Below are 16,326 nucleotides of genomic sequence, written 5' to 3' on the forward strand. Positions count from 1 at the left end.
CCGGCCTCCGTTTCAGAACACCAGGTGTTCTGCGCGTACAATCATTGACATACCAGAAGTCAGCTGTACACGAACGCCATCTTTGGTGATTTCCAGAACGGTGGCGTCCATTGCGTTATTGCCTGCTTTTACCTTCAGCGCCTGGCCGACGGTCAGAACGGAAACATCCGATACCGGAGTATGACGCTCTTCACGCGGGGCTTTGGCCGCAACAGGACGCGGTTTACGCTGTTCAGCGCCTTCTTTACGACGCGGCTGCTGAGGACGCGGTTTACGCTCGCGGCGAACCCCTTCATCCTGCTGGCCTGCGGCGGCGGCGGCTTCGCGTTTTTTCGCCTGCTGGGCAGCGCGCTGCGTCTGAACGCGAGCTTTTGCTTCTTCCAGCTGCTGACGCGCATGGGCGATGTGCTGTTCTTCCAGTTCGCCACACGGGTTGCCGTCCAGGTCAACGCGGATAGCGCCGGCTTTCACGCCGTACAGATAACGCCAGCTAGACGTGTAGAGACGTAATGCAGCGCGAAGCTGGGTTTTGCTGAGATTCATCTCACCACCCACTCGCTCAACGAGATCCTGAAAAATACCAATTTTCAGGGGGCGCGCTTCGCCTTCAGCGCTAAAGCACTGAGGGAAACGTTCGGCCAGAAAGGCGATAACTTCTTTACTGCTATTCAACTTAGGTTGATTTTCCATGAAATTTCCTGATTACAACGGACGTAGCCAACAAGCCGCAGGCATGAACAGGCGACATTATAATGACGTCCTCGCTAAATGCTACGTTATCCGTTGATTATCCCACGACACGGGTAAAGATTTTTTGATAATCAGTGGCCGCGATACGTTTTTCGAGTTGCTCGACCAGCGTGCGCAACCCCTGCTCATCTTCAGCGGTGAAGCGGCCGTATGCCGGGCTGTCGATATCCAGCACGCCGATAATCTGGTCGTTCACGCGCAGGGGAAAGACGATTTCCGAATTACTGGCCGCATCGCAGGCAATATGACCATCAAACGCATGCACGTCCTCAACGCGCTGGACCTGGGCTTGCGCCACCGCGGCGCCGCACACGCCGCGACCGACCGGAATGCGCACACAGGCCAGTTTGCCCTGGAACGGCCCCAATACCAGGGTATCGCCTTCCAGAAGATAGAAACCGGCCCAGTTGACTTCGCTCAGCCGCTCGAACAGCAACGCGCTGGTATTGGCGATCATCGCCAGAAAACTGGTTTCACCTGCCATTAATGCCTGGAAATCGCGGTTTAGATCCGCGTAAAATTCTGTTTTGCTCATTATATCTTCACTTGGTTGTCTTACTGCCTGATACGTACAGCCTACTAAAATAAGCATTAAATGCGCTTAGGCTCAAGATGAATTCATTCATAGGTTAAGATAGTGGGATACATTCATTCCTGTACGTAATAAATGCCGATAAAAACACCAACGATCAAACCTGCGAAGAAGATGGTCGTGCATGCCGTCAGCACGCCGCTTCCCTATGCGCATTATCAGCGCTGTACGCAGTGTGACATGCTCTTTCGCTTACCGGTGCTTAAACGCTACCAAAGCGCCTGGTGTCCACGCTGTAACGCGAAGGTGCGTGATGGGCGCGACTGGTCGCTGACGCGTCTGGGCAGCATGGCTGTTGCGATGCTGCTGTTAATGCCTTTTGCCTGGTCTGAACCTCTGCTGCGCCTGCATCTGTTGGGCGTACGCATCGACGCCAACGTCCTGCAGGGGATCTGGCAGATGACCGCACAGGGTGACCCGCTTACCGCCGCCATGGTGCTGTTTTGCGCGGTGGTCGCCCCGGTGCTGCTGGTGGTCTCGATTAGCTATCTTTGGCTGGGCAACGTCCTGGGGATGAACCTGCGCCCGGTGCTGCTGATGCTCGGCAAGCTCAAAGAGTGGGTGATGCTGGATATCTATCTGGTGGGTATTGGCGTCGCCTCCATCAAGGTGCAGGATTACGCCTTTCTGCAGCCCGGCATCGGCCTGGTGGCGTTTATCTCGCTGACGCTGCTGAGCATCCTGACGCTTATTCACATGAACGTCGAAGAGCTGTGGGAGCGTTTCTACCCTGAACGGCCGGCGACCCGCGCCGATAATAATCTGCAGGTGTGCACCAGTTGCCACTACACCGGCTACCGCGACGCGCGTGGCCGCTGCCGACGCTGCCACACCCCGCTGCATCATCGCCGGCCCCAGAGCCTGCAGCGCAGCTGGGCGGCGCTGGTCGCTTCGATGATTTTCCTCTTACCGGCCAACCTGCTGCCGATCTCGATCATCTATGTCAATGGTGCGCGCCAGGACGATACGATCCTCTCCGGGATAATCTCCCTTGCCAACAGCAATATCGCCATCGCCGGGGTGGTGTTTATCGCCAGTATTTTGGTGCCATTCACCAAAGTTATAGTGTTATTTACCCTCCTGGTCAGCATACAATTCAAGTGTGAGCAGGGGTTGCGCACCCGCATCCTGCTGCTGCGGCTGATAACCTGGATTGGCCGCTGGTCGATGTTGGATCTGTTTGTTATCTCACTCACCATGTCGCTAATAAATCGCGATCAGCTCCTCGCCTTCACCATGGGGCCGGCGGCGGTTTACTTCGGCGGTGCAGTAATTTTAACTATTCTTGCAGTTGAATGGCTGGACAGCCGCTTACTTTGGGACGCACATGAGTCAGGAATCGCCCGCTTCGCAGACTGAAGCCAGAATAAAAACTAAACGCCGCATCTCGCCATTCTGGCTGTTGCCGGTCATCGCGCTACTGATTGCCGCCTGGCTCATCTGGACCAGCTTTGACGACCGCGGATCGACGATTACCATCGATTTCCAGTCCGCTAACGGCATCGTCCCGGGGCGGACGCCTATCCGTTATCAGGGGGTGGAAGTCGGCACCGTCCAGGATATTAGCCTCAGTAAAGACCTGAGCAAGATTGAGGTTTCCGCCAGCATCAAACGCGATATGAAAGATGCACTGCGTAAAGAGACCCAGTTCTGGCTGGTCACGCCGAAAGCCTCTCTGGCCGGGGTCTCCGGGCTGGATGCGCTGGTGGGCGGGAACTACATCGGCATGATGCCAGGCAAAGGCGATCCCGAAGATCACTTCGTGGCCCTCGACACTCAGCCGAAATACCGCATCAACAACGGCGAGCTGATGATCCACCTGCAGGCGCCTGACCTTGGCTCCCTGAGCAGCGGCTCGCTGGTCTATTTCCGCAAGATCCCGGTCGGACGCGTGTATGACTTCACCCTGAATGCCAATAATCAGGGAGTCACCATCGATGTCCTGATCGAACGCCGATTTACCAACCTGGTGAAAAAAGGCAGCCGATTCTGGAACGTCTCCGGGATCAAAGCCGACGTCGGCCTGAGTGGGGCAAAAGTGCAGCTGGAGAACCTTTCTGCACTGGTGAACGGCGCTATCGCCTTTGACTCCCCCGCCGATTCGCAGGTTGCGGCGCAAAACGATGACTATCATCTGTACGAAGATCTGGCGCATAGCCAGCGTGGTGTGCTGGTCACCCTCGACCTGCCCGACGGCGATGGGCTGAAAGCAGGCTCGACGCCGCTGATGTATCAGGGGCTGGAAGTGGGCCAGTTAAGTAAGCTGAATCTTAACCCCGGCGGCAAGGTGACCGGCGAGATGACCGTCGACCCGAGCGTGGTGACGCTGCTGCGTGAGAAAACGCTGATTCAGATGAAGAAGCCGAAGATCTCCCTCGACAACCCCAGCGTCAGCGCCCTGCTCACCGGCAATACCTTTGAACTGGTACCCGGGGAAGGCGAGCCGCGCAATCACTTCTCGGTCATGCCAGCAGATAAAGCCTTGCTGGAGGAACCCAACGTCGCCACCGTCACGCTCTCCGCGCCGGAAAGTTACGGGATTGACGGCGGCCAGCCGCTGGTGCTGCACGGGGTAAAAGTCGGCCAGGTGCTGGAGCGCAAACTGACGGCTAAAGGTGTCACCTTCCAGGTCGCCATTGCCCCGGAATACCGCGATCTCATTCGCGGCGACAGCAAGTTTGTGGTTAACAGCCGTCTGGATGTCAAAGTCGGACTCGATGGCGTGCAGGTGCTGGGGGCCAGCGCCAGCGAATGGGTTAATGGCGGGATCCGGGTCATTCCGGGAGAAAAAGGCGAAATGCAGAGCAGCTACCCGCTGTACGCCAACCTCGAAAAGGCCCAGGAAAACAGCCTGAGCGAAGTGCCGACCACCACCTTAAGCCTCTCAGCGGAGACCCTGCCTGACGTTCAGGCCGGCTCGGTGGTGCTGTATCGTAAATTCGCCGTCGGCGAAATCATCTCCGTCAAACCGCGCAGCGACGCGTTCGATATCGATCTGCATATCAAGCCGGAGTACCGCTACCTGCTGACCAACAACAGCGTCTTCTGGGCCGAAGGGGGGGCGAAGGTCAAACTTGACGGCAACGGGCTCACCGTCCAGGCCTCGCCGCTGGCGCGCGCCATTAAAGGAGCGATCAGTTTCGATAACCTCAACGGCAGTAGCGCCAACGCGCGGCTGAATAACAAACGTATCCTTTATGCTTCTGAAACGGCGGCACGCGCCGTGGGCGGCCAGATCACCCTGCACGCGTTTGACGCCGGGAAGATGGCGGCCGGGATGCCGATTCGTTATCTCGGCATCGATATCGGTCAGATCCAGTCCCTGGAGCTGATCACCGCCAAAAACGAAGTGCAGGCGAAAGCGGTGCTCTACCCGGAATACGTCGGCACCTTCGCCCGGGCCGGGACCCGCTTCTCGGTGATCACCCCGCAAATCTCCGCCGCGGGCGTTGAGCATCTGGACACCCTGTTCCAGTCGTATATCAACGTTGAGCCCGGACGCGGCCCGGCGCGCCGCGACTTTGAGATCCAGGATACGACGATCAGCGACTCACGCTATATCGACGGCCTGAACATTGTGGTGGAAGCGCCGGAGGCGGGGTCGCTTGGCATCGGTACGCCGGTCCTGTTCCGCGGCCTTGAAGTGGGGACGGTCACCGGCCTGTCGCTGGGGTCGATGTCCGATCGGGTGATGGTGAAACTGCGTATCAGCAAGCGCTACCAGTATCTGGTACGCAATAACTCGGTGTTCTGGCTGGCCTCAGGTTACAGCCTCGACTTCGGCCTGATTGGCGGCGTGGTGAAAACCGGGACCTTCAATCAGTTTATCCGCGGTGGGATCGCGTTTGCCACGCCGCCGGGTACGCCGCTGGCGCCAAAGGCTCAGGATGGCAAGCACTTCCTGCTGCAGGAGAGCGAGCCGAAAGAGTGGCGGGAATGGGGCACCGCCCTGCCGCAGTAACCCTCACGACCCCTTCTCCCGCCCCGGCCAACGCCGGGGGCGGGAAGATAACCAACCGCACGCCCCGGTGTCCTGCACCGGGGCGTTTGTGCTAAACTGCGCACCCTTTTTTTCTGTGGTGCGCTGCCTGTGGCTGAAAATACTGTCTATTTCCCTGAAGCGTTTCTCGCTCAAATGCGTGCGGCAATGCCCGCGCACCTCTCCTTCGACGACTTTATCGCCGCCTGCCAGCGCCCGCTACGCCGCAGTATTCGCGTCAACACGCTGAAGATTAGCGTTGATGATTTCCTCTCTCTGGTCGCCCCGTATGGCTGGCAGCTGACGCCGGTCCCCTGGTGTGAAGAGGGATTCTGGATCGAGCGGGACAACGACGATGCACTGCCGCTGGGCAGTACCGCCGAACATCTCAGCGGGCTGTTCTATATTCAGGAAGCAAGCTCGATGCTACCGGTCGCCGCCCTGTTCGCTGATAACCCGCAGCCTGAACGAGTGATGGACGTTGCCGCTGCGCCGGGGTCAAAGACCACCCAGATCGCCGCCCGAATGGGTAACGCGGGCGGTATCCTGGCCAATGAGTTCTCCGCCAGCCGGGTGAAGGTGCTGCATGCCAACATCAGCCGCTGCGGCATCAGTAACGTCGCCCTGACCCACTTCGACGGCCGGGTTTTCGGCGCGGCGCTACCTGAAGCTTTCGACGCCATCCTGCTTGATGCTCCCTGTTCGGGCGAAGGCGTGGTGCGTAAAGATGCTGACGCGCTGAAAAACTGGTCGCCGGAGAGCAACCTCGACATTGCCGCCACCCAGCGCGAACTTATCGACAGCGCCTTCCATGCCCTGCGTCCTGGCGGGACGCTGGTGTATTCGACCTGCACCCTGAATCGCGAGGAAAATCAGGCGGTCGTTCAGTGGCTGCTGTCCCGTTATCCGCAGGCGGTGGAGATCCTGCCGCTGGGAGATCTGTTTTCCGGCGCGGCCGATGCCTTAACCGCTGAAGGGTTTCTGCACGTGTTCCCGCAGATCTACGATTGCGAAGGCTTCTTCGTTGCTCGTCTGCGCAAGACTGCAGCGATCGAGCCGCTCCCGGCGCCAGGCTATAAGGTCGGCAAATTCCCGTTTGTTCCGCTGAAGGGCCGTGAAGCCGCCGCGGTAACCGCCGCCGCCAACGCTGTTGGCCTCGAGTGGGACGCGGGCCATACGCTGTGGCAGCGCGATAAAGAGCTGTGGCTGTTCCCGCAGGCTATGGAGCCCCTGTTTGGCAAGGTGCGTTTTTCACGCATCGGCGTACGCCTGGCGGAGGTGCACAACAAGGGTTACCGCTGGCAGCATGAGGCGGTTATCGCCTTTGCCGCGCCGCAGCGCGCCTTCGAGCTGACGCAGGAGGAAGCGGAGGAGTGGTATCGCGGACGCGACGTCTATCCGCAGACCGCGCCGCAGCAGGATGAAGCCATCGTGACCTTCCAGGGTGTCCCGCTGGGCCTGGCCAAGCGCGTCGGCTCCCGCCTGAAGAACAGCTACCCGCGTGAACTGGTGCGCGATGGGAAACTTTTTGCCGGCAAGGTGTGACGTCGTGCAAAAAATACGCATTTTTTGACTGGCGATTTTCACCCCATTGACTACGCTGAAAAATGACGGCCTCAACTGGTCGTACCACAACTCAGCTGAAAAATGGGGTGAAGCGATGAGTAAAACCAATGTCCGCATCGGCGCGTTTGAGATAGACGATGCCGAACTGCACGGTGAACATCAGGGAGAGCGAACGTTAAGTATTCCCTGCAAATCCGATCCAGATTTATGTATGCAGCTTGACGCCTGGGATGCCGATACCAGCGTGCCCGCCATTCTCAATGGCGAACATTCCGTTCTCTACCGTAAACATTACGACCGCCAGTCTGATGCCTGGGTCATGCGCCTTGCCTGACTCAAATGAACCCGTCGCCAGAGACGGGTTATTTATTTCCCCGTCCCGCTGTCATCCCCTACACTAAATAGTATGTGAACCCGAGCATGAGGCCAGGATGTTTGCCTTGGTGTTGTTTATTTGCTATCTGGATGGCGGCTGTGAGGACATTGTGGTTGACGTCTACCGCGAGGAAACGCAGTGTTTAGTGGCGATGGAGGATCAGCGGATCCGCCACGGCGGCTGCTATCCGATAGAAGATTTTATTGACGGCTTCTGGCAACCCGCCAGCGAATACAGCGATTTTTAACCTGCCGATTGTAGCGCCACCAGCGTCAGCGTTCCGCCAAACACGGCGCCTGTATCAATATAGTGTTGATTATCGCGTTCATAAGGCGTGCGAAGCGGCGTATGGCCAAACCAGAAATGGTCTGCTCCGGCGATGGCGCCATGACGTCCCGCCAGATGTTCGCTCAGGCGATGACGGCTCCATAACACCCGCAGGGGATCCACCGGCTGCTGCCAGCGATAGACTGGCGCCGGATAATCGGCATGGGCGATCACATGCCGGGCATCTGCACACCCAACTTCAATAATCAACGGTAGCCGCTGACAACGCGCTAACAGCCGGTCGGCTTCGGCCCGCTGCTGCGCGGTGCCCCGGCCATACCAGTCGCCGCCATTCATCTGCCAGAGTGCCATATCCCCGCTCTCCAGCGCCTCCAGCGCCATCTGTTCATGATTCCCCCGTACGGCCCTGAACCAGCGGCAGCGCAGCAGGCCGAGGCAGTCAGCGCTCTGCGGTCCGCGATCGATCAGATCGCCCACGGAAATGAGCAGATCGGCCCAGGGATCAAAGCGCAGCTGACGCAGGCGGCCCATCAGTAGCGCAAAGCAACCATGCAGATCGCCCATCAGCCAGATATTACGCCAGTCGCTACCATTAATACGTTGATACATATAATTACCTCTCTGCTGTAATTATAGGTAATTGCGCCGGATCCCGGTGATTTTTATTTACACCTCAATCGATTTTAAACAAACGGGAAATATAGTCGGCCAGAGGATTAAGCTTATCAGAGGCTCGCTTTAAAATAGGAGGAAATAACAACGAGGTGTTTATCGTGACAGACAATAGCCTGCATTCAACCAGCGTACTTGCGCCGCGCTCGCATCTTATTGCCGATCTGGTGATGGGCAGACTAATACCTGCACCTATCTGGCGGCAGAGAAATTTTCGCCTTAAATTTCTGCTGCGTACGGCGTTATTTTATAGCCCCACCAAAGCGATGCTTGAGGCGCTTAGCGCCCGCGATGATTTTAACCAGCTTCTGGCCGCGCAGGCGACCTTGCCGGGGAAAGTGCACCGTCAGTACCTGACGCGCGATCTTAACGCCTGGCAGCGGGCGATGGCGGTGATAAGTCATTATCGCTACATCGATACCCTGCAGGGGTCGCTGCTGGCGCATGCCATGACCGCGGTGAGCGAGGTCCCGCTGCTGACGCTGAACGGAAAAGACGACAGCCCGTTCACGCTCTCCGCCTCGTCTGCCGGGAAGGCTGAGCGTGAGGGCGAAACCACGCTGTGGCTACGTGACAACAACAACACCCTGTTGGCCAGCGCAACCTTTAGCGTGACCTGGGACGGTGAAGCCTGGCAGCTGGTCATTGGCGGCCTGCAGGGGCCACGGCGCCACGTTTCCCATGAGGTGATTAAGCAGGCCACTCGCGCCTGCTTCGGCCTGTTCCCGAAGCGCCTGCTGCTGGAGTTCATCTGGCTGCTGGCTGCTCGCAGCGCTATCGAGTCGATTTATGGCGTCAGCGATAATGGCCATGTGTTCCGTGCCCTGCGCTATCGCCTGAGCAAGGGCCGCCATTTCCACGCCAGTTACGACGAGTTCTGGCAGTCCATCGACGGTAAGCCGGAAAGCGCCTGGCGCTGGCGGCTGCCGCAGCGTCTGGAACGCAAACCACTGGAGAGTATCGCCAGTAAAAAACGGGCTGAATACCGGCGTCGGTTCCAGCTGCTGGATCAGCTGGCTGAGCAGGTGGACATCCTGACGCAACCGCGCCATGGCACGTAAATTTCGCTGCCGGTAACGCCGCGCTGACACGCGGCGTTTGCTTATTCGGTACTTATTTCGCTACTATCATGGCCCCAGGCGCCATTGGATAGTGGTTGGCATGATGAGTAAAACCGAAATTTTCCTGCTAATTATTCTTGCGGTCATTCTGCTGGGCTGCGTATGGTTTATTTTTAGCGATGAAATTTGGCTTTTGCTCTGCTATCTCGAAAGTAAGATATACCCCACCTTTAGCGTTCCTGAATAATTTCAACCGCCACACATAGCGCATTTGCTTATTATTTTTAGCGATACGGTCGTTCGATGATAGCTAATCGCATGAATTGCCAAATCTATTAGACTTTGCTCATTTTATTTATCATACAAATATGTATACTAGCAGACTTCCGATGTTGGCCCGCCTGTTAACCTGCACGCCGGGCCTGGTTAGGTGCAGGTTTTTTCTTTTCTCTTTCCACCTCAGTTTCAGATCTCTCCTTCCCGACGCAACCCTTCCTCAGGATGCGATTTGTGTGTAAATGGATTGTGTATGCTAAAAACGGTGTGCTATAACGGGACATCCAGAGGCCAGCCTGGGGTTTGACTGACATGATGTCGCTGGCTATTGCGAAAGCAAAAAGTGACAGATAAAAAGAGACCGAATACGATTCCTGTATTCGGTCCAGGGAAATGGCTCTTGGGAGAGAGCCGTGCGCTAAAAGTTGGCATTAATGCAGGCTAAGTCGCCTTGCACTATAAGAATAGTTTAACGCGTCAGCTTTTCCAGTCTGCGGCCAATGTGGTCGTATAATTCCTGGTAAACGGCTGTCAGCCAGTAAAAAACCGCCACTGCCGTTATCCGGCAAGGGCGGTTTTTTTTATGCTATTACAGTAAGATAACGCGGAACGCTAGCAGAGCTTCTGCGCTCGCTCGATAAATGGCGCGAGGCTCATTTTTTGTCCCGGATGCTGCGGATCGTCGATCTGGATCACGGAGATCGGCTGCGCGGTCGTCTTGCCGGCTTTAACCTGCTGTTCCGCTACGTCATTGAGCGGATACTGGACCAGCGTACTCGGGTTGATGGCGTAAAGCGCGTTACCCGGACGGCAGGTCAACATCACCTCTTCACGGTTGAACGCCCAGCTCTCCTTCCCCACTTCAAAGCGGCTCACGGTGATAATTTGCGGCGCCGCCAGAGCAGCCCCGGAGCTTGCCAGTAACAACATGGTCAGAACAATTTTTTTCATGATTTTGCCAGTTAATTCAATAAGGTTCCCAGGTGGCAAACAGACTGACGGCCAGCAGCGCCAGCGCGCCCAGCCCTATCTCAGCCTGCGTGGTCCGCAGGATCAGGCTTTCCGCCCGCGAACCGCTTGCCGACATGCGCGGTACCAGAACATACCTGTTCACTAAGGCAATTACCACCATCCCGGCGACCAGCGCACATTTGATCAACAGCATGCGCCCCCAGGGCGAGGTTCCGATCACCGCACCCTGGATCAACAGCGCATTGACTACGCCGCTGGCAAGGGTGCCGGCCACTGCCAGATGTCCGTAACGCGAAAAGCGCGCCATGGTATAGATTGCAGCCTGACGCCAGCGCCCCTGCGCCAGGCGCAGGCAGTAGATGAAGGGCAACAGGCCGCCGAACCAGCTGGCGACGCAGAAGAGGTGGACGGCATGATTAGTCCGCTGCAGGGCGCCAAGTAAGCCATCGTGCATGGCGGCATGTCCTACCCCGGCGGAAAGCAACAGCTGGGCTGCCAGCAGGGCCATCAGTTGCCTGGCGCCGTGATGGGGACGGATCCACACCACGGCGAAAGCAGTCAACGCCAGCAGGATCTGCCAGATCCACACCCCGCCGAAGCGGGTACCCGCTACCGCCTGCCAAACGGCGGGCTGCCAGACATCCGCCCAGCCGTCGCCCATTATCCCCCCCTGCAGCAGATACAGCGCCACGGTTGAGAGCGCGCCGATCAACATCAGGGGGCGCAATAGCGGATAAAAGCGGTGCATCAGCACGCGCCTCAGCGGTACTGGCGCCCACCAGGCGCCGTACAGCACGCAGCCAAAAGCCAACATCAGGGTGATAAAGTGCCCAAAACGCAGCGTGATATAGAGCCCGGTCAACATCGATCACTTCACGCTAAAAGTGTATTGCCCTTTGGTTTTATGGCCGTCAACCGAGACCACATGCCATGCTACGGTGTACTCCCCCGGAGGCAACGTTTCCGCCAGGGGTAAGGTGACCTGAGCGGGGTTGTCAGCGCTGCGGGTCAGTTTTCCGGTGGCTACCGCGTGCTGCTGCGGACCGGTGACGACCACGCCGCTGAAGGCCGGTTCGATCCCTTCGGAGAAACTGAGCGTCAGCGTCTGAGGGGGAGCGGTCAGCTGTGCACCCGCGGCGGGGATCTGCTGTTGCAGGTGAGCGTGGGCGAAGGCGCCTGCCGCGGTTAACATACCGGCAAACGCAACCGAGAGGCGCAACGCGCGTCCAGCGAGGAGTCGCATATTCGTCATTCCCTTTTGTTATGTCTGTAGGACAGAGAATAACCCTGTATAATGGCAGAGTCGAGCTAAGCGTCAGCGCCTCGACCGGGTTTACCAGCACACTGGAGTTAATAATGGAAAGAAATCTGGCCAAAATTTCGCAAGCTGAGATGGATAAGGTCAACGTCGATCTCGCCGCCGCCGGCGTCGCGTTTAAGGAGCGATACAACATGCCGGTGGTCGCTGATTTGGTCGAGCGTGAGCAGCCCGCCCATCTGCGCGACTGGTTCCGCGAACGACTGATCGCCCACCGGCTGGCGTCTGTTTCGCTTTCCCGACTGCCCTGGGAGCCGAAGCAGAAATAATGCGCGCCCGCCTGCTCCCCGTCGGTTGGCAAGGCCACCCAATTCCTTTACGCTTGTTGTTTTGCTCTGGAGCGAGCCATGTTGCGCGTCATTGATACCGAAACCTGCGGCCTGCAGGGGGGCATCGTCGAAATCGCCTCGGTCGACATTGTCGATGGGCACATCACTAACCCGATGAGCCATCTGGTGCGTCCTGACCGCCCCATCACGCCGCAGGCGATGGCTATCCACCGTATAACGGAAGAGATGGTCGCTGATAAGCCGTGGATTGAGGAGATTATTCCGCACTATCTTGGCAGTCCCTGGTATGTCGCGCACAACGCCAGCTTTGACCGCCGGGTGTTACCGGAGATGAGCGGCGAGTGGATTTGTACCATGAAGCTGGCCCGCCGCCTGTGGCCGGGGATCAAATACAGCAATATGGGGTTATATAAATCACGTAAGCTGAATGTGGCGACCCCGCCGGGGCTGCATCACCACCGCGCGCTGTATGACTGCTATATCACCGCCGCGCTGTTGCTGGATATCATCAACGTTTCCGGCTGGACGCCTGACGAAATGGCCAATATTACCGGCCGCCCGGCGCTGCTTACCACCTTTACTTTCGGCAAATACCGGGGTAAAGCGGTGGCCGAAATTGCTGAAAACGACCCCGGCTACCTGCGCTGGTTATTCAACAATCTCGACCGCATGAGCCCCGAACTGCGCCTGACCCTCAAACATTACCTCGGGGAATAGTCGTCACACTGCCGCTTTCCCCGGCAGTGTCCCCTGCGCCAGGGCAATGAAAAAGGCATACTCCAGCGCCACTCCCTCATAGCTTTTAAAGCGCCCGGATTTGCCGCCATGGCCGGAATCCATATCGGTGCAAAGCAGCAGCAGGTTATCGTCGGTTTTCAGTTCCCGCAGTTTGGCCACCCATTTTGCCGGCTCCCAGTATTGCACCTGGGAATCGTGCAGCCCGGTGGTCACCAGCATATGCGGATAAGCCTGCGCCCGGACGCCGTCGTAGGGGCTGTAGCTTTTCATGTAGTGGTAATAGGTTTCATCCTGTGGGTTTCCCCACTCTTCAAACTCACCGGTAGTCAATGGAATAGATTCATCCAGCATGGTGGTCACCACGTCGACGAACGGCACCTGGGCTATCACGCCATGAAACAGCTCAGGACGTTCGTTAACGGCCACGCCCATCAGCATCCCGCCGGCGCTGCCCCCCATGCCATAGCAGAGCTGCGGATCGCCGTACCCCTGGGCCAGTAGCGCGTCGCAGACGTCCAGATAGTCATTGAAGGTATTTTTCTTACTCAGAAATTTGCCGTCCTCATACCACTGCTGCCCCAGCTCGCCACCGCCGCGGACGTGGGCAATGGCGTAGACAAAGCCCCGGTTGAGCAGACTCAGCCGGCTGGCGCTGAAATCGGCATCGATACTCTCGCCATATGAGCCATAGCCATAGACCAGCAGCGGATTGCTCCCTTTGCGGAAATGGTCGCGATGGTAGACCAGCGATACCGGAACCTCGACGCCATCGCGGGCGGTCACCCACAGGTGTTCGCTCTGGTAGCAGCTCGTGTCCAGCCCCTTCACTTCCTGCTGCTTGATAACCCGCCGTTCGCCGGTATCCATATCCAGTTCAAACAGGGTGTCCGGCGTGGTCATGGAGGAATACCCGTAACGCAGGCGCGATGTTTCGGGTTCCGGATTATAGGCAAGCCAGGTGACATAGGCCGGATCGTCAAAGGCGATCCCTACCACCTCCCGGGTCTTGCGGTTAATTTGCCGCAAGCTGGTCAGGCCGCGCTGGCGCTCCTCGACGACCAGCCAGTCGGTAAACAGCGTAAATCCTTCGAGCATCACGTCGTGACGCGGCGGGATCAGCGTGGTCCACTGATCTTCATCGCGCAGCACGGTACGATAGAGGCCAAAATTCTTCCCCTCCCGGTTGGATCGCAGATAGAACGCGTGCTGATAGTGATCGAGGCTGTATTCGTGATCTTTCCGCCGCGGCAGGAAGCAGACCGGCTCAGCGTCAGGGAGTTCGGCGTTGAGCAGTAATGCTTCACTGGTGGTGGCGCTGGAGAGATAAATCACCACGAACTGCTGGGAAGTGGTCTTATGTACGCTGACGTAGAAGGTCTCATCTTTTTCTTCGTACACCAGCACATCACTCTGCGCCGCGGTACCCACCGTGTGGCGCCAGACCTGATAAGGCAGCAGCGTGGTGGGATGTTTACGCACGTACCACACAAAGCGGGAATCATTACTCCAGGCAAAGCCCGAAGTGACATTTTCCAGGATCTCCGGGTACCACTCACCGCTGCTAAGGTTGCAGAAGCGCAGGCCATACTGGCGGCGGGAAAGATAATCCTCCGCTACCGCCATCAATTGGTTATTCGGCGCGACGCCCAGTCCGCCAAGGGTGTAGAACTCACTCTTCGCCGCCCGCTGGTTGCCGTCAAGCAGGATCTCCCACTCATCCCACTCCTCTTTGAGCACCGACTGGCGCTGATAGATGGCGTATTCACAGCCCGGCTCGTAAACCTGGCGGTAGCGAAAACCGTTTTTACTGTAAGGGGCGGAGACTTCCCGTTGCGGAATGCGGTCAATAATCTCCTTCAGCAGACGTTCCTGCAGGCTGAGCTGCGAATCCATTACCCGCTTGCCGTAGGCGTTCTCCGCGTGCAGATAGTCCAGCACGTCAGGTTGCGCGCGCTCATCGTCGCGCAGCCAGTAATAGTTATCGATGCGTGTATCGCCATGCAAGGTCATGGCGTGAGGGATCCGTTTGGCTTTTGGTGGCATGTTGGTCTTCTGCTGCTTTATCGTGACACAAGAGCATTCAGGCCACACGGCGGCGCCTGAATGATGACGTGTCTATAAGGGTGGCAAAAGACGCGGGCGATGCAAGCGAAACGTGATAATTTAGACGCTTAGCGCTTGTTTTTGTGACTGGATATCCTGTTCTATATCGGCCCGGACATCCTTTGGCAGTGACAGCGCGTCTCCCAGCGCGTTCAGATAACTGCGTTCCATAAAGTGGTCGATATCAATGACCGCGCAGCTGACGTAGTAGATCTCCAGCGCCTCCTGCGAATCAACGATGCCCTCCGCCAGACGCTGTGGATCCAGCGGTTGGGCCAGCGCCTGGTCGATCAGCACCCGAGCCTGAACGTCAATATTGGCCGCCCGCAGCTGGGCTTCAATATTGGCCCGCTCGTGGTCATCAATATGACCATCGCTCTTGGCGGCAAAAACCAGCGCGGTGATCAGCCGCACGCTGCGCGGATCAACGTCCGCCGGCACGACAGCCGGCGTGCTCGCCTCGGACGCAGGCGCGTTTTGAGCGCGCATCTTCTGTTGATACTTGTTCCATAACACCGTACCCGCCACCGCCCCACCGCCTGCCAGCAGCGCGCTGGTGCCGTACTTCGCCAGCAGTTTGCGTGAGGATTTACTGGCCACCAGCAACCCGGCCAGCCCGCCAATCGCACCAGGCAGCAGTGCGCTCCCTTTTGACGACTCGCCTGTCGGTGACGCGCCCTGCTGCCCGAGCAGCGACTGCAGTTGATTAAGCCAGTTAGCCATGGTTTTCCTCTCAGGTGATAAAACACTGCTATCAGCCTAAACGACGCGATGTCAGGAAATGTTAGACCTGGCTAAAGATGCGCAAAGGTGGGCGCGGCAGACAAATCCCTGCCCAGCCAGCCAGGCCATAGCTGGCTGCCGCCAGTCAGGCCACTTTCACCTTACGCGCTTTGGCAGCCGGTGCAGCGTCTTCATCCGCCGGAGAAGCCTCTTCTGCCGCCGACGACGCGGGTGAGTCGTGCGCGGACGCATCCTGCTCCGGCAATCGGCCGACGCGCAGGATATGCTGCAGCGCCTCTTTTCGCTCTGCCAGCCACATCGCCATGGTGTCACGCTGGGCGTCATCCATCTCCAGCGGCGATGCCATCAGCCAGTCATTCAGCACCTCTGCCAGATCGAGCATTTTGTCGTAAGCGTCGGCCTCTTTTTTGCTGGCAAAAGACATTTTTTCCTCACCTTCGCGGATCACAACATATTTAATTTCAACCGCCATGCTGCAGCCTCTCAATACTGTATTTTTATACAGTATAACAAATTTCCTCTCCGGACTCAACTCACGCGCGTAAAGACAGACGCAAACGTTTTCGTTTATAATCGGCGGCATCTTTTTTTACTGCGGAAG

General features: G+C 57.7%; 17 protein-coding genes and 1 pseudogene. 9 read left to right on the plus strand and 9 right to left on the minus strand.

Annotated elements, in window-relative coordinates; all coding sequences use genetic code 11:
* Positions 1-12 precede the first annotated feature (12 nt).
* Together proQ and CWM54_RS08905 are read right to left on the minus strand one after the other, a co-directional pair.
* A complete protein-coding gene (gene proQ, locus CWM54_RS08900; protein WP_008804278.1) occupies positions 13-690 on the minus strand; it encodes an RNA chaperone ProQ in 678 nt (225 codons plus the stop codon).
* An 81-nt stretch (positions 691-771) separates the two neighbouring features.
* Positions 772-1,285, minus strand: a pseudogene (locus tag CWM54_RS08905) (GAF domain-containing protein).
* A gap of 132 nt (positions 1,286-1,417) precedes the next feature.
* On the opposite strand from CWM54_RS08905, the gene yebS reads away from it, so the two are divergent.
* From yebS to CWM54_RS08930, 5 genes are all read left to right on the plus strand, one after another.
* On the plus strand, positions 1,418-2,701 hold the full coding sequence (gene yebS / locus CWM54_RS08910) for a membrane integrity lipid transport subunit YebS (RefSeq protein WP_074385466.1): 1,284 nt from the start codon (positions 1,418-1,420) through the stop codon (positions 2,699-2,701).
* Positions 2,670-5,303 carry a PqiB family protein gene (locus CWM54_RS08915; protein WP_061154116.1) on the plus strand — a complete coding sequence of 878 codons (2,634 nt, stop codon included), beginning with the start codon at positions 2,670-2,672 and terminating at the stop codon, positions 5,301-5,303. The genes yebS and CWM54_RS08915 overlap by 32 nt, the downstream gene beginning before the upstream one ends.
* Positions 5,304-5,432: 129 nt before the next feature.
* The gene (gene rsmF, locus CWM54_RS08920) at positions 5,433-6,866 is read left to right on the plus strand and encodes a 16S rRNA (cytosine(1407)-C(5))-methyltransferase RsmF (protein ID WP_100696779.1); all 1,434 of its coding nucleotides are present in this window, start codon (positions 5,433-5,435) and stop codon (positions 6,864-6,866) included.
* A 115-nt stretch (positions 6,867-6,981) separates the two neighbouring features.
* Positions 6,982-7,221, plus strand: a complete 240-nt coding sequence (locus CWM54_RS08925; RefSeq protein ID WP_002911393.1) for a YebV family protein — start codon at positions 6,982-6,984, stop codon at positions 7,219-7,221.
* Between the two features lie 97 nt (positions 7,222-7,318).
* Positions 7,319-7,510: a YebW family protein gene (locus CWM54_RS08930; protein WP_002911395.1), complete on the plus strand. Its 192-nt coding sequence runs from the start codon at positions 7,319-7,321 to the stop codon at positions 7,508-7,510.
* Here CWM54_RS08930 and pphA read toward each other — a convergent pair.
* Positions 7,507-8,160 (minus strand): protein-serine/threonine phosphatase, encoded by a 654-nt coding sequence (gene pphA / locus CWM54_RS08935; protein ID WP_100696781.1) that lies wholly within the window; start codon positions 8,158-8,160, stop codon positions 7,507-7,509. The genes CWM54_RS08930 and pphA overlap by 4 nt on opposite strands.
* A 155-nt stretch (positions 8,161-8,315) precedes the next feature.
* Here pphA and CWM54_RS08940 point away from each other — a divergent pair, with 155 nt between their 5' ends.
* Together CWM54_RS08940 and CWM54_RS28520 are read left to right on the plus strand one after the other, a co-directional pair.
* Positions 8,316-9,284: a VirK/YbjX family protein gene (locus CWM54_RS08940; RefSeq protein WP_061154113.1), complete on the plus strand. Its 969-nt coding sequence runs from the start codon at positions 8,316-8,318 to the stop codon at positions 9,282-9,284.
* A 103-nt stretch (positions 9,285-9,387) separates the two neighbouring features.
* Positions 9,388-9,531 carry an Ecr family regulatory small membrane protein gene (locus CWM54_RS28520; RefSeq protein ID WP_142667623.1) on the plus strand — a complete coding sequence of 48 codons (144 nt, stop codon included), beginning with the start codon at positions 9,388-9,390 and terminating at the stop codon, positions 9,529-9,531.
* 641 nt (positions 9,532-10,172) lie between these two features.
* Here CWM54_RS28520 and CWM54_RS08950 read toward each other — a convergent pair.
* The 3 genes from CWM54_RS08950 to yobA are packed head-to-tail and all read right to left on the minus strand — an operon-like array spanning position 10,173 to position 11,775.
* The gene (locus tag CWM54_RS08950) at positions 10,173-10,511 is read right to left on the minus strand and encodes a YebY family protein (RefSeq protein WP_008804271.1); all 339 of its coding nucleotides are present in this window, start codon (positions 10,509-10,511) and stop codon (positions 10,173-10,175) included.
* A gap of 16 nt (positions 10,512-10,527) precedes the next feature.
* Positions 10,528-11,397: a copper homeostasis membrane protein CopD gene (gene copD / locus CWM54_RS08955; protein WP_100681211.1), complete on the minus strand. Its 870-nt coding sequence runs from the start codon at positions 11,395-11,397 to the stop codon at positions 10,528-10,530.
* Positions 11,398-11,400: 3 nt separating this feature from the next.
* Entirely contained in the window at positions 11,401-11,775 is a 375-nt protein-coding gene (gene yobA / locus CWM54_RS08960; protein ID WP_100681212.1) for a CopC domain-containing protein YobA, read from the minus strand.
* A 113-nt stretch (positions 11,776-11,888) separates the two neighbouring features.
* Here yobA and CWM54_RS08965 point away from each other — a divergent pair, with 113 nt between their 5' ends.
* Positions 11,889-12,119, plus strand: a complete 231-nt coding sequence (locus CWM54_RS08965) for a DNA polymerase III subunit theta (protein ID WP_012541260.1) — start codon at positions 11,889-11,891, stop codon at positions 12,117-12,119.
* A gap of 78 nt (positions 12,120-12,197) precedes the next feature.
* Positions 12,198-12,857, plus strand: coding sequence for an exodeoxyribonuclease X (gene exoX / locus CWM54_RS08970; RefSeq protein ID WP_100696783.1), 660 nt, complete (start codon positions 12,198-12,200; stop codon positions 12,855-12,857).
* A 3-nt stretch (positions 12,858-12,860) separates the two neighbouring features.
* Here exoX and ptrB read toward each other — a convergent pair whose 3' ends face one another.
* From ptrB to CWM54_RS08985, 3 genes are all read right to left on the minus strand, one after another.
* Complete coding sequence (gene ptrB / locus CWM54_RS08975; RefSeq protein ID WP_074385459.1) at positions 12,861-14,921, minus strand: oligopeptidase B; 2,061 nt, start codon at positions 14,919-14,921, stop codon at positions 12,861-12,863.
* Positions 14,922-15,041: 120 nt separating this feature from the next.
* The gene (locus tag CWM54_RS08980) at positions 15,042-15,704 is read right to left on the minus strand and encodes a tellurite resistance TerB family protein (RefSeq protein ID WP_100696785.1); all 663 of its coding nucleotides are present in this window, start codon (positions 15,702-15,704) and stop codon (positions 15,042-15,044) included.
* A gap of 145 nt (positions 15,705-15,849) precedes the next feature.
* Positions 15,850-16,197: a YebG family protein gene (locus CWM54_RS08985; RefSeq protein ID WP_100696787.1), complete on the minus strand. Its 348-nt coding sequence runs from the start codon at positions 16,195-16,197 to the stop codon at positions 15,850-15,852.
* Positions 16,198-16,326 lie beyond the last annotated feature (129 nt).

Source organism: Klebsiella sp. D-Nf1, assembly GCF_002810515.1.
GTDB lineage: Bacteria > Pseudomonadota > Gammaproteobacteria > Enterobacterales > Enterobacteriaceae > Klebsiella > Klebsiella variicola.

Excerpts from the sequence above, each read along its gene's own strand:
- proQ (WP_008804278.1), bottom strand. The coding sequence starts at position 690 with ATGGAAAATCAACCTAAGTTGAATAGCAGTAAAGAAGTTATCGCCTTT.
- yebS (WP_074385466.1), top strand. The coding sequence starts at position 1,418 with ATGCCGATAAAAACACCAACGATCAAACCTGCGAAGAAGATGGTCGTG.
- CWM54_RS08915 (WP_061154116.1), top strand. The coding sequence starts at position 2,670 with ATGAGTCAGGAATCGCCCGCTTCGCAGACTGAAGCCAGAATAAAAACT.
- CWM54_RS08925 (WP_002911393.1), top strand. The coding sequence starts at position 6,982 with ATGAGTAAAACCAATGTCCGCATCGGCGCGTTTGAGATAGACGATGCC.
- CWM54_RS08930 (WP_002911395.1), top strand. The coding sequence starts at position 7,319 with ATGTTTGCCTTGGTGTTGTTTATTTGCTATCTGGATGGCGGCTGTGAG.
- pphA (WP_100696781.1), bottom strand. The coding sequence starts at position 8,160 with ATGTATCAACGTATTAATGGTAGCGACTGGCGTAATATCTGGCTGATG.
- CWM54_RS28520 (WP_142667623.1), top strand. The coding sequence starts at position 9,388 with ATGAGTAAAACCGAAATTTTCCTGCTAATTATTCTTGCGGTCATTCTG.
- CWM54_RS08950 (WP_008804271.1), bottom strand. The coding sequence starts at position 10,511 with ATGAAAAAAATTGTTCTGACCATGTTGTTACTGGCAAGCTCCGGGGCT.
- copD (WP_100681211.1), bottom strand. The coding sequence starts at position 11,397 with ATGTTGACCGGGCTCTATATCACGCTGCGTTTTGGGCACTTTATCACC.
- yobA (WP_100681212.1), bottom strand. The coding sequence starts at position 11,775 with ATGCGACTCCTCGCTGGACGCGCGTTGCGCCTCTCGGTTGCGTTTGCC.
- CWM54_RS08965 (WP_012541260.1), top strand. The coding sequence starts at position 11,889 with ATGGAAAGAAATCTGGCCAAAATTTCGCAAGCTGAGATGGATAAGGTC.
- exoX (WP_100696783.1), top strand. The coding sequence starts at position 12,198 with ATGTTGCGCGTCATTGATACCGAAACCTGCGGCCTGCAGGGGGGCATC.
- ptrB (WP_074385459.1), bottom strand. The coding sequence starts at position 14,921 with ATGCCACCAAAAGCCAAACGGATCCCTCACGCCATGACCTTGCATGGC.
- CWM54_RS08980 (WP_100696785.1), bottom strand. The coding sequence starts at position 15,704 with ATGGCTAACTGGCTTAATCAACTGCAGTCGCTGCTCGGGCAGCAGGGC.
- CWM54_RS08985 (WP_100696787.1), bottom strand. The coding sequence starts at position 16,197 with ATGGCGGTTGAAATTAAATATGTTGTGATCCGCGAAGGTGAGGAAAAA.